The 12,627-nt window shown below is 65.8% G+C and carries 14 protein-coding genes; 11 read left to right on the top strand and 3 right to left on the bottom strand.

The window, feature by feature from the left end:
- Window positions 1-212: 212 nt before the first annotated feature.
- From C100_RS27455 to C100_RS27445, 3 genes are read right to left on the bottom strand one after another with little or no spacing between them, the layout of a single operon-like run.
- Window positions 213-713 (bottom strand): hypothetical protein, encoded by a 501-nt coding sequence (locus tag C100_RS27455; RefSeq protein ID WP_024018220.1) that lies wholly within the window; start codon window positions 711-713, stop codon window positions 213-215.
- A 28-nt stretch (window positions 714-741) separates the two neighbouring features.
- Window positions 742-1,521 carry an SDR family NAD(P)-dependent oxidoreductase gene (locus C100_RS27450; protein ID WP_024018219.1) on the bottom strand — a complete coding sequence of 260 codons (780 nt, stop codon included), beginning with the start codon at window positions 1,519-1,521 and terminating at the stop codon, window positions 742-744.
- A 37-nt stretch (window positions 1,522-1,558) separates the two neighbouring features.
- Window positions 1,559-2,389 carry an alpha/beta fold hydrolase gene (locus tag C100_RS27445; RefSeq protein WP_024018218.1) on the bottom strand — a complete coding sequence of 277 codons (831 nt, stop codon included), beginning with the start codon at window positions 2,387-2,389 and terminating at the stop codon, window positions 1,559-1,561.
- Between the two features lie 132 nt (window positions 2,390-2,521).
- Between C100_RS27445 and C100_RS27440 the strand changes: the two genes are divergently transcribed.
- The 11 genes from C100_RS27440 to C100_RS27390 form a co-directional block, all read left to right on the top strand.
- Window positions 2,522-3,505 carry a GlxA family transcriptional regulator gene (locus C100_RS27440; RefSeq protein WP_024018217.1) on the top strand — a complete coding sequence of 328 codons (984 nt, stop codon included), beginning with the start codon at window positions 2,522-2,524 and terminating at the stop codon, window positions 3,503-3,505.
- Window positions 3,506-3,568: 63 nt separating this feature from the next.
- Window positions 3,569-5,050 (top strand): DNA recombination protein RmuC, encoded by a 1,482-nt coding sequence (rmuC, locus tag C100_RS27435; RefSeq protein ID WP_024018216.1) that lies wholly within the window; start codon window positions 3,569-3,571, stop codon window positions 5,048-5,050.
- A gap of 95 nt (window positions 5,051-5,145) precedes the next feature.
- Window positions 5,146-5,775: a nicotinate-nucleotide adenylyltransferase gene (locus tag C100_RS27430; protein ID WP_024018215.1), complete on the top strand. Its 630-nt coding sequence runs from the start codon at window positions 5,146-5,148 to the stop codon at window positions 5,773-5,775.
- Window positions 5,776-5,787: 12 nt separating this feature from the next.
- Window positions 5,788-6,177 (top strand): ribosome silencing factor, encoded by a 390-nt coding sequence (gene rsfS / locus C100_RS27425; protein WP_024018214.1) that lies wholly within the window; start codon window positions 5,788-5,790, stop codon window positions 6,175-6,177.
- A gap of 123 nt (window positions 6,178-6,300) precedes the next feature.
- Entirely contained in the window at window positions 6,301-6,723 is a 423-nt protein-coding gene (locus C100_RS27420; protein ID WP_024018213.1) for a 23S rRNA (pseudouridine(1915)-N(3))-methyltransferase RlmH, read from the top strand.
- Window positions 6,724-6,817: 94 nt separating this feature from the next.
- Window positions 6,818-8,032 (top strand): murein hydrolase activator EnvC family protein, encoded by a 1,215-nt coding sequence (locus tag C100_RS27415; RefSeq protein ID WP_442800299.1) that lies wholly within the window; start codon window positions 6,818-6,820, stop codon window positions 8,030-8,032.
- A 111-nt stretch (window positions 8,033-8,143) separates the two neighbouring features.
- A complete protein-coding gene (locus C100_RS27410) occupies window positions 8,144-9,445 on the top strand; it encodes a hypothetical protein (protein WP_024018211.1) in 1,302 nt (433 codons plus the stop codon).
- Window positions 9,446-9,564: 119 nt separating this feature from the next.
- Window positions 9,565-10,917, top strand: a complete 1,353-nt coding sequence (locus C100_RS27405; RefSeq protein WP_024018210.1) for a S41 family peptidase — start codon at window positions 9,565-9,567, stop codon at window positions 10,915-10,917.
- Between the two features lie 91 nt (window positions 10,918-11,008).
- On the top strand, window positions 11,009-11,491 hold the full coding sequence (locus tag C100_RS27400; RefSeq protein ID WP_024018209.1) for a disulfide bond formation protein B: 483 nt from the start codon (window positions 11,009-11,011) through the stop codon (window positions 11,489-11,491).
- Window positions 11,488-12,042 carry a demethoxyubiquinone hydroxylase family protein gene (locus C100_RS27395; protein ID WP_024018208.1) on the top strand — a complete coding sequence of 185 codons (555 nt, stop codon included), beginning with the start codon at window positions 11,488-11,490 and terminating at the stop codon, window positions 12,040-12,042. The genes C100_RS27400 and C100_RS27395 overlap by 4 nt, the downstream gene beginning before the upstream one ends.
- Before the next feature lie 31 nt (window positions 12,043-12,073).
- A partial coding sequence (locus C100_RS27390) for a hypothetical protein (RefSeq protein ID WP_037529527.1) occupies window positions 12,074-12,627 on the top strand: 554 nt, incomplete at its 3' end.

Genomic DNA, 12,627 nt, shown 5'->3' with positions numbered 1-12,627 from the left:
GGGGGGGGGGGGGGCAGGCGTCCGGTTCCATCATGGATCACGAACATATCGTCGTCGATGAAGGTGAGAGTCTGCCGCGCGACGATGGTCATTTCGCCCCCCGTCGCCGCATCGCCCCCACCCGACCCGGCATATATCCGGCCGCCAGCACGGCGCGACCCTGTCGTGACGAGAGGGGCGCGCCGTGCGCATGACCGGCCGGGCGGCCTGGATCAGGCGGTCATCGTGCCTCCGGCCACCGGCCGGCGGATGATCGCCGCGGCCATGATCGTCATGGCGACCAGCAGCAGCCCCTGCGCCGCCAGGAAGGGCGGCTCGCTGCCCGTGGGTGCCAGCGCGTTGAGCGCGGGCACTTTCAGAAAGCCCTGCACCACCAGCACGAACAGGTTGAGCCACAGCGCCGCCGTCGCGCTCACGGCATAGGCGATCCGCGCCCGGCCGCGCCGGGCAAAGCCGTAGAGCGCGCAAAGCGCGACCGCCAGCACCAGCACCGACAGGATGCCGACCCCGATCGCCGGCGTGAAGCCGCCAAAGGGGAAGAGGAAGCCGGTCAGGCTGGTGAGCAGCGTCGTGACCAGAAAGACCGCGTGCATCCGGGCCAGGAAATAGCCTCTGGCCTGCGCCAGCAAGGCGAGCAGGCCGGCGGCGATTCCGATCAGGCTGATGGCGACATGCAGCGCGGTGAAGGCGGGGAGAGAGAGACCGAAGATCATGGGACGTCTCCTTGGGTTGGCGGCGATGTCACGCCCGATAACGGGCCGCTGCATCCTTGAGCGACAAATTGGGGCGAAGCGCGCCCCGCGCGGTCAGATAGGCGTCAAGATCGGCCATGTCCGGCAGCGCCGGAATGGTGATGCCCTCACCCATGTCCAGCCCGGCGAGCGCGGCATCGACCATCTCCTCCACATCCATCACCATATGCGGTGGAAGGCTCGCAATCTGCTCCTGGGTCCAGATCGCCGTGCGGGTGATGCCGGGCAACACCGCCTGCACCTTCACGCCCTTGCTGCCCAGTTCGACCTGCAAAGCCTCGGTAAAGGCCAGCACATAGGCCTTGGTCGCGGGGTAGACCGCGGTGAAGCCGTCGGGCATCAGCGCCGTGACCGACGTGATGTTGATCAGCGTGCCGGCGCCCTTCGCCGCCAGCCGGGGCGCGATCGCCCGGGACAACCGCGTCACCGCCAATATATTGAGGTCGATCATGCCGGTGAGATAAGCCGGCTCGGTCTCGACGAAGCTCTCCTCGCCCGCGATCCCCGCATTATTGACAAGCCCGGTGATGGCTTCGTCCTCGCGCAGCCGAGTCTCGATCCGGGCGAGGTCGTCGGGCTTGGCGAGGTCGGCCGAAATCACTTCGACGCTGACGCCGCTTTCCGCGCGCAACCGCTGCGCCAGCGCCTCCAGCCTGTCGCCGCGCCGGGCGGCCAGGATCAGATTGGCGCCGCGCCGGGCGAGGCGATCGGCATAGACCGCGCCGATGCCGTCCGACGCGCCGGTGATGAGGATGGTTTCATTGGTCATGGGATGTCTCCTTGCAACGATTTTGGGGATCAAAATGTCAGCCGGTGATGAAGTCGAGCAGGTCGGCGTTGAACCGGTCCTGGTGAGTCTGTGTCAGCCCATGGTCGGCGCCTTCATACACTTTCAGGACCGCCTGCGTAACGATCTTGACGGTGGAGAGCGCCGATGCGCCGATCGGCACAATCTGGTCGTCATCGCCATGCAGGACGAGCGTGGGCACATCGACCCTGGCGAGGTCGGCATGGAAGTCGCTTTCCGAAAAGGCGCGGATGGAATCGAGCTGCCCCTTGAGGCCGCCCATCATCCCCTGCCGCCAGAATTCGTCGCGGATACCCTCGGAAATCGCTGCGCCTTCGCGGTTATAGCCATAGAAGGGGATGGTCAGATCCCTGAAGAACTGGCTGCGATTGTCGAACGTGCCCTTGCGGATGCCGTCGAACATATCGATCGGCAACCCGCCCGGATTGGCTTCGGTCTTCAGCATCAGCGGCGGCACCGCGCCGATCAGCGCCAGCTTCGCGACCCGCGCCGTGCCGTGGCGACCGACATAGCGGGTGACTTCGCCGCCGCCGGTCGAATGACCGACCAGGATCACGTCGCTGAGGTTCAGCGCCGCGATCAGCTCCGCCAGATCATCGGCATATTGGTCCATATTATTATTGTCCCAGACCTGGTCCGACCGGCCATGGCTGCGGCGGTCATGGGCGATGGTGCGAAAGCCCTGATTTGCGAAAAACACCATCTGCGCGTCCCAGGCGTCGGCGCTGAGCGGCCAGCCATGGGAAAAGACGATGGGTTGCCCGTCGCGCGGTCCCCAATCCTTGTAGAAGATGCGGGTGCCGTCCTGGGTGGTGATGAAATGGCTCATGCTGAAATTCCCTTCCGTCCGATGTCGAAGGGCGTCTCGCGCCCTGTGCTTGCACTCTTAGGGGCGATGACGGATGCTCGGCATTGGCGGTCCCGACATTAAGCGGGCCGATTCCGACAAAGGCGATGCGGCATGGACGAAAGCGGCGATCCCAGGGCGGAAGTGGGCATCCTGCTCTACCGCGACTGCCAGCAGGCGATGGTCCATGGCATGACCGACCTCATCGCCATCGCCGGGCAGTTCTCGCGCGAACATGGCGGCCCGACGCTGCGCGTCAGCCATTGGCGGATGCAGGCGGATGGCTGTTTTGCGCGCAGCCATGACACGCATGAAGGCCTGTCCGGCACGCCGGACATCTGGCTCATCCCCGGTCGCCTCTCCGGCGTGCCGGAAGCGGAAGAGGCGGCGCCCTATGCCCGCTGGTTGCTGGACCGGCATGGGGCGGGCGCGACGCTTGCCTCCAATTGTGGCGGCGCTTTCCTGTTGGCCGCGACCGGCCTGCTCGACGGGCGCCCGGCGACCACCCACTGGTGGTTCGCCGACCAGTTCCGCACCCGCTTTCCCAATGTGAAGCTGGACTGCGACCGGATCGTCATCGACGATGGCGACCTCATGACCGCCGGCGGCCTGATGGCGTGGACCGACCTTGGCCTGCGGCTGGTCGATCGGCTGCTCGGGCCGACCGTCATGCTCGACACGGGCAAATTCCTGCTGATCGACGTCGCCGGGCGCGAACAGAAGCATTTCGCCCGTTTCCTGCCGCGCATGGCTCATGGCGACGAACCGATATTGAAGGTCCAGCACTGGCTCGCCGCGCGGGAGGCGAAGGCGACGAGCGTGCGGGACATGGCGGCGCAGGCGGGGCTGGAGGAACGCACTTTCCAGCGCCGCTTCAAAAGCGCGACCGGCATGACCGGCATCGAATATGTCCAGCATCTGCGCGTGGCCAAGGCGCGCGAGCATCTGGAATTCACCCGCCGCACCATCGACCAGATCGCCTGGTCCGTCGGCTATGAGGATGCGGCCGCTTTCCGCAAGCTGTTCCACCGCCTGATCGGCCTGTCCCCCGGCGACTATCGCGCCCGCTTCGCCGCGCCGGGGGCGCAAGCGGCATGAGCAGGGTTGCGGGACGCTCCAGGCGCGGCTAGGTTCCCGTTTCGTTCCCAAAAAGGATCCATCATGGACAGTCTGGCCGCCCTTTTCATTCTCGTCGCGCTGCTCGTCGGCCTTGCGGTCGGCTGGCTGCTCAGGGGGAAGGCGCTGGCCCCGCTCGCGGCCGAGAAGGCGGAGCTTGCCGCGAAACTCGACACCGCGACCGTTCAGCGCAACGGCGCCATCGCCGAACTGGCGGTGGAAAAGGAGCGCGTCGCCCAGGCAGAGACCCGGATCGGCCGCCTCGAATCCGCGCAGGCCGCGTCCGACCAGCGGCTGGAAGCGATGCAGGCCGCCGCCGCCCAGCGCTTCGACGCGGTGCAGGCCGAACGCGAAGTCGCGCGGCGTGACCTTGCCGCGCTCCAATCCGACACGCGGGCGCGCACCCAGGCTTTCGAGCAGCAGATCGCCGCGCTCAAGGACGCGAAGGAACAGCTTTCCGCCCAGTTCAGCGAAATTGGCGGCAAGCTGCTCGACCAGGCCCAGACCCAGTTCCTGACCCGCGCCGACCAGCGTTTCGCCCAGGCGAGCGAAAAGAGCGAAGCGCAGCTCAAGACGCTGCTCAATCCGGTCGAAACCACGCTCAAACGCTATGAGGAAGGACTGGCGCGGGTCGAAAAGGACCGGGTCGGCAGCTATGCCGAACTGCGCGAGGCGATCGCGATGGTCCATGCGGGGCAAGGCCAGGTGCGCGAGGAAACGGCCAAGCTGGTCAACGCGCTGCGCGCCGCGCCCAAGACGCGGGGTCGCTGGGGCGAACAGCAGTTCAAGAATTTGATCGAAACCGCCGGCCTCTCCCCCTTCGTCGATTTTCAGGAAGAAGTCTCGGTCACCGTGGAGGATGGCCGTCTGCGCCCCGACTTCATCATCCGCCTGCCCGGCGACCAGCAATTGGTGGTCGACGTCAAATGTTCGCTGGAGGCTTATCTGAACGCCGTCGATCAGGTCGATGCGGCGCCGCGCGAACGCTATCTGGCCGACCATGCCCGCGCCCTGCGCACCCATGCCGACGCGCTGGGCCGCAAGGCCTATTGGGAACAGTTCGACAAGGCGCCGGACTTCGTCATCATGTATGTGCCCGGCGACAATTTCGTCACCGCCGCGCTGGAGGCGGACATGGAATTGTGGGAACGCGCCGCCCGCAACCGCGTCATCATCTGCGGCCCGGCCACCTTCCTGCCGCTCGCCCGTACGCTGGCGGGCCATTGGCGCCAGGCCAAGATGCAGGAACAGGCGCAGCAGGTCGGCCAGCTCGGCAAGGAATTATACGAGCGGCTGGCGGTCGCCGCGACGCACCTCAAGCGCCTGGGTTCCGGCCTCAACAGCGCGGTGTCCAACTATAATAGCTTCATCGGCAGCTTCGAAAGCCGCGTCCTGTCCACCGGCCGCAAGTTCCGCGACCTCGACATCGAAACCGGCGGCAAGGAGATCGAGGCGATGGAACCGCTCGACGTCCTTGCGCGCGACGCACAGGTGGATGAGGCGAGGGCGCTGCCCGCAGGAGAGTGACGGACAGGTCAGGCGACGCATCTTCCGGCTTTCCCTGCCATATCTCCGCATCCAACCCCATTGCCGCCCCGCGCGCGCGCTGGCATGGCGTTTTCATGACACGCATCGGCCTGCTTGGCGGCTCCTTCAATCCGGCGCATGGGGGGCATCGCGCCATTTCCCTTTTTGCCAAGGACGCCCTGGGGCTGGACGAGGTCTGGTGGCTGGTGTCGCCGGGCAATCCGCTCAAGCCGGTCAAGGGCATGGCGCCGCTCCCCGCGCGCGTCGCGCAGGCGCAGCGCGTCGCCCGCCGCGCGCCGATTCGCGCCACCGCGATCGAGCAGCAGCTGCGCACCCGCTATACGGTCGATACGCTCCGCGCGCTCGTCGGACGCTATCCCCGCCATCAGTTTATCTGGTTGATGGGGGAGGATAATCTTGCCCAGTTCGGCCAATGGAAGAACTGGCGCGGCATTGCGCGCCTAATGCCCATTGCCGTGATCGCCCGTCCGGGCTATGATGACGCCGCCCGTGGCTCTGCGGCCATGAGCTGGCTGCGGCGCTTCGTCCGCTCCGCGCGCCAGAGTGCAGACTGGACGAATTGGAGAACACCGGCGCTCGTGCTATTGCGCTTTCGCCCTGATCCAAGATCGGCGACCCTGCTGCGGCAGGCGGACCCCCTCTGGCATCGCGAATATGAAGCAACGTGTGTGCGCGATCCGCTCACGCGTCGGTTGATCGTCTAGATTGGAGTTTTTTTGACCAGACCCGCCCCTGCCAACGATACGGCGCTCGCCGCCGATTCCGTGGCCGCCCTGCACGCCCTTGTCATGCAGTCGCTCGACGACGACCAGGCGCAGGAAACCATCTCCATTCCCCTGGAAGGCAAAAGCAGCATCGCCGATCATATGGTGATTGCGAGCGGCCGTTCGTCGCGTCAGGTCGCGGCGATGGCCCAGCATCTGGCCGAGAGGATCAAGAAGGAAACCGGCCGCTCCGCGCGGGTCGAGGGCCTTCCGGTCGCCGACTGGGTGTTGATCGATGCCGGCGACGTGATCGTGCATCTGTTCAAGCCGGAAGTGCGCAGCTTCTACAATCTGGAACGGATGTGGGGTTTCGTCGACACGCCGGTCGCGGGCAACGCCTGACTGACCCGGATTGTCCGGTTCGAGTAGCTTTGAGCGAAGCCGGGACGCGTCGTCGAGAAGATTTTCTCGACCGCGTTTCTCGTCAGGCCCGGACCTTCGCTCGAAACGACCGGATTTGGTGAGATGCTCCTCCACATTATTGCCCGCGGCAAGATCGGGCGCTCGCCCGAAGCGGAACTGGTCGACCGTTATGTCAAGCGGCTGACCATGCCGCACAGGATCACCGAAATGCCCGACCGGGGCGGCAAGCTGCCCCCGGTGTCGCCCGGCACCGTCACGGTCATGCTCGACGAAAAGGGCAGGCAGCTCTCCTCCATGGACTTTGCCCGCCGGATCGAGGGCTGGCGCGACGCGGGCACGCGCGAATGTCGCTTCCTGATCGGCGCGGCGGACGGGTTCGACGATGCCGACCGCGCCAATGCCGATCTGCTGATCGCCTTTGGCGCCATGACCTGGCCGCACATGATGGCGCGCGCGATGCTGGCGGAACAGCTTTGGCGCGCCTGTTCGATCCTCGCCAACCATCCTTATCATCGCGAAGGTTAAAGTGGGACGCGCCGGACTGGAACCGCCCGCGCTTTTTGCCTAGGCAGAGAGATACTTGCGGGCAGGGTGTCGGGTGAAGCGAACCATCATCATCATGATCGGACTGGCGGGGGGCATGGCCATCGCCGCCACGCGCCTGCCCGCCGCCGACGATGCCGCCATCATTCTGCCCGGCACAGCGGGCACTACGCTGGACCAGGAACAGCAGGCGCTCAAGGCCGCGCGCCGCCAGTCGGACGAGGCGCGCGATCGCTCCGCCCGGCTGGAACGACAGGCCGCCACCGCCCGCGACGCGGCCGAACAGGCGCGCCGCCGCGCCGCCGCCGTCGCCGCGCGGATTCAGCAGGCGGAAGCCGACATACAGGCGGCGCAGGCCCGCATCGCCATCATCGCCCGGATGCAGCGCGTCCAGTCGGCGCGCCTTGCCGCCAAGCAGGAACCGGTGGTCCGCCTGACCGCTGCCCTCCAGATGATGGCGCGGCGTCCGCTGGCGCTGGCGCTGGTGCAACCGGGCAGCGTGACCGACGCCGTCCATCTGCGCGCGGTGCTGGGGCAGGTGCTGCCCGTCATCGAACAGCGCACCGCCGGCCTGCGCGCCGAACTGGCGCAGAGCCGGGGGCTGCGGGCAAAGGCGCAACAGGCCGCCGACGCCTTGAACCAGGCGCAGCAGGACCGCAGGCAGCAGCAGACGCAACTCGCCGCGCTGGAGTCCCGGAAACGCATCGCCGCGCAGGATTATCGCGCCAATGCCGGGCTGGAAAGCGATCGCGCGCTGGCGCTGGGCGAGCGGGCGCGCGACATTGTCGACCTGATGGACCGGCTGGAGGAAGCGGGCGACCTGCGCGCGCGGCTGGCCGCCTTGTCCGGCCCTTTGCTGCGCCCCGCGCGCCCCGATGAAGCCGGCGCCCCCGCGCCCGAGCGCGAAGCCGCCACCGGCGGCCCGCCGCCCTATCGCCTGCCCGTGATCGGACAACTCGTCACCGGCATGGGGGAGGTGAATGACAGCGGCGTGCGATCGCGCGGCCTGACGCTGGTGACGCAGCCGGGCGCGCAGGCCATCGCGCCGACCGCCGGCCGCGTCGCCTTCGCCGGCCCCTATCGCGACTATGGGCAGATCCTGATCATCGACCATGGCCAGGGGTGGACCACGCTCATCACCGGCCTTCACCGCGTCACCGCCCAGGTCGGCGACAGCGTGCGGCAGGGCGATCCTGTCGGCATCACCGGCGCCGACCGCCCGAACGTCACAGTCGAACTGCGTCGCAACGGCCGCCCGGTGGATATCGTGCCGCTGGTCGGGCTGGGCTGATCGGGAAAGGGTGGTTTGTCGTTGAGCAGTGGCGTTTTTGCTCATAGCGTGATCGCAGGTGCGGCGGGGCGCCTTCGGAAATTATTTCAAGGGCATAAAGAGGCGATACGGATGGATGCCAAGTCAGGGTCGGGTTGGGTGATTAATTTGGAGGGGTCGCAAGGCCCCGATCAACTGGGCCGGGTCTCGATCGCCCAGCCTTTGCCCGTAGGCGATGATCGGCTGGTCTTTTCCGGGCATGTGTCCAACGCGGGCGCCGGTGTGGCCGTCAACATCCGGCATGGCGGCGAGTTGTTGGCGAGTTGCACCGCAATGCCCGGCTTCGTGGCCGATGTTCCCGCCCGCAGCGGCATCTATCATGTCGAAATGACCATTCGGCGGGAACATGATCGGGATGTGATCTGCCGGTGGGAGGTCGTGGACGAGGAGCGTCAGGACATCGCTCTTGCTGGAATGGTCGAACGTAGCGCGCGCAGCCCGAATCTGTCGCCTTCTGACCCGCAGGCTCTGCTGGGCCGCATGGGACAATTGTTCCTGACGGGCGACACGAACGACAGCGTCGGCCAGTTCACCCGCTCGGCTTCCCTGAGCGACGCCAGCGTAAAGGGCTGGACAGACGCGTTCGCCAAGTTTCCAAGATGGCAGGAAGAATTCGATCTGGCGCAGATCAGTTTGCTCATCGCCCCGGCAAAGGAAGAGGTGCTGCGCGAATATTATCCGTTCCGCCGAGCACAGGCCACGGTCTTCGATGATTTCCTCAAACGCTTTGCCGACCAGCCCGTCATCATGCCGCGGTGGGAGTTATGGAATCGCCGGCAACTCAGCTATTCGAACACGGACACTCACTGGACCGATTTCGGTGCGACGGTTGCAGCGCAAACGGTCCTGAAGCGCTGGGGCATTGCCTATGACGCACTGCCTGCGCAATTCACCGTAGAGCAGAAGATTGGAGATTTGGGAATCAAGCTCGATCCGCCGGTTTCCAGTTTCGAACTGACCTTCAGCGAAAATATGGCCGAACGGCTGCTCTTCGACAATGGCGTCATCAACCAGGGATGCGTGCGCGTCTATCGCCATTCCTCCGCGCCTTTTCCGGGCAAGATACTGATATTTGGTGACAGTTTCGGCACTAACCTGGCCGAAGCGATGTCCTACATATTTCAGGAGGTCGTCTATGCCTATCAGCCGGCCGGGGTCGATCCGGAACTGGTGGATATCGTCGGGCCGACGCACATGTTGCTCCAGATCACCCAGCGTTTCGTCCATGGCGCGCCGGCCACCGGGCATTCGATCTTCGAATCCGGGCGAGGCAAATTTGGCACCTTCACGGACGAGGAGCGCGAACAGGCGATCGCGCGTCTCTCCGCCGCTCCGCCCGAGTTCAAGCCGCTCATCATGCCGTTATTGGGCTGAGTGGGAAGCGCGTTCACCTTTCGCTCATCGCTGGTGCACGACATTGGTCGAACAGCGCTTTTGCGTTGGCGCGCGAATCGGCGTATATCGGGCACTTGATGCGGACTCCAAGGACAGTCATGAAATCCACTTTCCTCCAGGGCGCGATCGCGCTCGGGGCGCTTGCGCTCATTCCTGCCACCACTGCCGCGCTCGCCGATGGGGAAGCGTCGAGCTACAAGGCGCTCGACGAATTCATGGACGTGTTCCAGAAGGTCCGCACCGACTATGTCGAGAAGGTCGATGACGAAAAGCTGATCAAGGGCGCGATCGACGGGATGCTCGCCAGTCTCGATCCGCACAGCAGCTTCCTCGACGCGCGCGACTTCCAGAATTTGCGCACCCAGACCGAAGGCAGCTATGGCGGCCTTGGCCTGTCGGTCACGCAGGAGGATGGCGCGGTCAAGGTGATCGCGCCGACGCAGGACACGCCGGCCTGGCGCGCCGGGATCAAGGCGGGCGACTATATCACCCATATTGACGGCCAGCTCATCTATGGCGGCACGCTGGACGAGGCGGTGGACAAGATGCGCGGCGCGCCCGGCACGTCGATCAATCTCACCATCGTGCGCCCCGGCCGCGACAAGCCCATCGACCTTTCCATCACGCGCGAGATCATCCAGCTCAAGCCCGTGAAGTGGGAGGTGAAGAATAATATCGGCATCATCAACATCGTCAGCTTCTCGGCCAATACCGGGGCCGATGTGCGCCAGGCGATCCGCAGCATCGACAAGAGCCTGGGGCATCGGCCGACCGGCTATATCCTCGACCTGCGCTCCAACCCGGGCGGCCTGCTGGATGAAGCGGTGTCGGTCAGCGACAGCTTCCTGGAACGCGGCGAAATCGTGTCGCAGCGCGGCCGGCAGAAGGGCGATGTCGAACGCTATTACGCCAAACCGGGCGATGATGCGAAGGGCCTGCCGATCATCGTGCTGGTCGATGCCGGTTCCGCCTCGGCCTCCGAAATCGTTGCGGGCGCGCTTCAGGACCAGCATCGCGCGCTGGTGATGGGCGAACGCAGCTTCGGCAAGGGCAGCGTCCAGACGATGCTGCCGCTCAGCAACACCACCGCGCTCAAGCTCACCACCGCACGCTATTATACGCCCTCGGGCCGCAGCGTGCAGGAAGGCGGCATCCAGCCCGACATCCGCGTGCCCCAATTGTCCGACCCGGATTACAAGGCCCGGCCGAAATTCCGCGAAAGCGACCTGCGCCGTCACCTGATCAACGAGATCAAGACCGACGACGCCGCGCTGGAGGAGGATGCCAAGGAGGATCCGCGCTTCGCCATGAGCGCCGAGGAGCTGAAAAAGCAGGGCGTCGAGGATTTCCAGCTCGATTATGCGCTCAGGACGATCGCGCGGCTGGCAAGCACCCCTGGCGCCGCGATTGCCCAAGCGCAGGTGGCGGCGCGCAAGCCGGGCGCGAAATAAGCCCCTCCGTCCGGGTCACGCCAGGCGAACCGGACGGAAGCGGTTTCAAGTTCAGCATGACGAAAGCATGGGAAGGCTTTAAGCGGAAGCGATGAAGAGCCTTTCCCTCGCCCGCGCGCTCGCGCTGCTTGTTCCTGTCCTCATGCTGGGCGGCGCCTATGGCTTCCAATATCTGGGTGGGCTGCATCCGTGCGAAATGTGCTGGTGGCAGCGTTATCCCCATATGGTGGCGATCCCGCTGGCGCTGATCGCCTATGCGACGCGCGGCCGCGCCTGCGTCAGCGCGCTGCTTGCAGGGCTGGCGGGGCTGGCCGTCGGCATCAGCGGCCTCATCGGCCTGTTTCACGCCGGGGTCGAATATGGCTGGTGGGAAGGGCTGACCACTTGTTCGACCACACCCACAGGCGGCAGCGCCGCCGACATGCTGAGCCAGATCATGGCCAGCCCGATCACGCGCTGCGACGTTGCGCCATGGAGCCTGTTGGGGATTTCCATGGCCGGTTATAACGGCCTCTTGTCGAGCGCGGCCGCGCTCGCCATCTTGGTCCTGCTGCTGAAAGCGAGGAAGGCATGAACGCATCCGGCACATTCCCCCGCCCCGGCAAACGCCTGTCGGACGCTGATCGCGCCGCGATGCTGCGCGTCGATCAGGCGGGCGAGTTCGGCGCCACGCGCATCTATGCCGGCCAGCTTGCGGTCATGGGTGATCGCCATCCCTATGGCCGCATCATTGCCGGGATGGCCAGCCAGGAGGAGCGCCACCGCCAGGCGTTCGATGCGATGATCGCGCGGCGCGGCGTGCGGCCGACCGCGCTGGCGCCGTTCTGGAACGTCGCGGGTTTCGCGCTGGGCGCGGTGACCGCCGCCCTGGGGCCAAAGGCCGCGATGGCCTGCACCGCCGCGATCGAGACCGAGATCGATCAACATTATGCCGAGCAGCTTGAACAGCTCGATGGCCAAGATCCGGAACTCTCCACCGCCATCGCGGATTTTCAGGCGGAGGAGGTCGAGCATCGCGACGCGGCGCTGGCTCATGGCGCCGAGCAGGCTCCGGCCTATCCCTTATTGTCGGGCGCCATCCGTTTGGGCTGTCGTGCGGCCATCGCGCTTTCCAAGCGAATATGAAGCCGAAGCGCATCTGAAAAAGGACGGACGGATGATGAAGACAGTGATGATCGCCGCGCTTGCGCTGACCGGTGTCGCCGCGCCCGCACTGGCGCAGCAGGATACTGCACCCACCGCCGCCGTCAGCGACGGTTCCGAAAAGGTCAATCTGGTCATCGTCTATGGCGAGGACGCCTGCCCGCAAAGCCAGGGCGACGACATCGTCGTGTGCGCCCGCAAGGATGAAAAGGAACGCTATCGCATTCCCGAACCGCTGCGGGGCGATCCGAACAAGCCGAGCAACCAGGCTTGGGGCGAACGGGTGCGGTCGATGGAATATATCGGCCGGTCTGGCACGGAAAGCTGCTCGCCCTCCGGCAGTGGCGGCGCGACCGGCTGCTTTGCGCAACTCGCCCGTCTCGCCAAGGCGGAACGGCAACAGGCCGACAATGCCAGCTGGAAGGATCTGGTCGCGGCCGAGCGCGCCAAGCGCCTGTCGACCATCGACGCCGACAGCGAAGCGATCGAGGCCCGTGTGAAGGCCGAGGAAGAGGCCGATGCTGCGGCCAAGCAGCAGCAGGCGCCGCAGGACGCCGCCACGCCGCC

The sequence above is a fragment of the Sphingobium sp. C100 genome, assembly GCF_000508185.1.
GTDB lineage: Bacteria > Pseudomonadota > Alphaproteobacteria > Sphingomonadales > Sphingomonadaceae > Sphingobium.
This window is presented reverse-complemented; position numbering and strand designations above follow the sequence as displayed.

What these genes read in the sequence shown, in the direction of transcription:
- C100_RS27450 (WP_024018219.1), bottom strand. Translation starts at nt 1,521, where the DNA reads ATGACCAATGAAACCATCCTCATCACCGGCGCGTCGGACGGCATCGGC.
- C100_RS27430 (WP_024018215.1), top strand. Translation starts at nt 5,146, where the DNA reads ATGACACGCATCGGCCTGCTTGGCGGCTCCTTCAATCCGGCGCATGGG.
- C100_RS27415 (WP_442800299.1), top strand. Translation starts at nt 6,818, where the DNA reads ATGATCGGACTGGCGGGGGGCATGGCCATCGCCGCCACGCGCCTGCCC.
- C100_RS27400 (WP_024018209.1), top strand. Translation starts at nt 11,009, where the DNA reads ATGAAGAGCCTTTCCCTCGCCCGCGCGCTCGCGCTGCTTGTTCCTGTC.
- C100_RS27405 (WP_024018210.1), top strand. Translation starts at nt 9,565, where the DNA reads ATGAAATCCACTTTCCTCCAGGGCGCGATCGCGCTCGGGGCGCTTGCG.
- C100_RS27420 (WP_024018213.1), top strand. Translation starts at nt 6,301, where the DNA reads ATGCTCCTCCACATTATTGCCCGCGGCAAGATCGGGCGCTCGCCCGAA.
- C100_RS27410 (WP_024018211.1), top strand. Translation starts at nt 8,144, where the DNA reads ATGGATGCCAAGTCAGGGTCGGGTTGGGTGATTAATTTGGAGGGGTCG.
- C100_RS27445 (WP_024018218.1), bottom strand. Translation starts at nt 2,389, where the DNA reads ATGAGCCATTTCATCACCACCCAGGACGGCACCCGCATCTTCTACAAG.
- C100_RS27395 (WP_024018208.1), top strand. Translation starts at nt 11,488, where the DNA reads ATGAACGCATCCGGCACATTCCCCCGCCCCGGCAAACGCCTGTCGGAC.
- C100_RS27440 (WP_024018217.1), top strand. Translation starts at nt 2,522, where the DNA reads ATGGACGAAAGCGGCGATCCCAGGGCGGAAGTGGGCATCCTGCTCTAC.
- rmuC (WP_024018216.1), top strand. Translation starts at nt 3,569, where the DNA reads ATGGACAGTCTGGCCGCCCTTTTCATTCTCGTCGCGCTGCTCGTCGGC.
- C100_RS27455 (WP_024018220.1), bottom strand. Translation starts at nt 713, where the DNA reads ATGATCTTCGGTCTCTCTCTCCCCGCCTTCACCGCGCTGCATGTCGCC.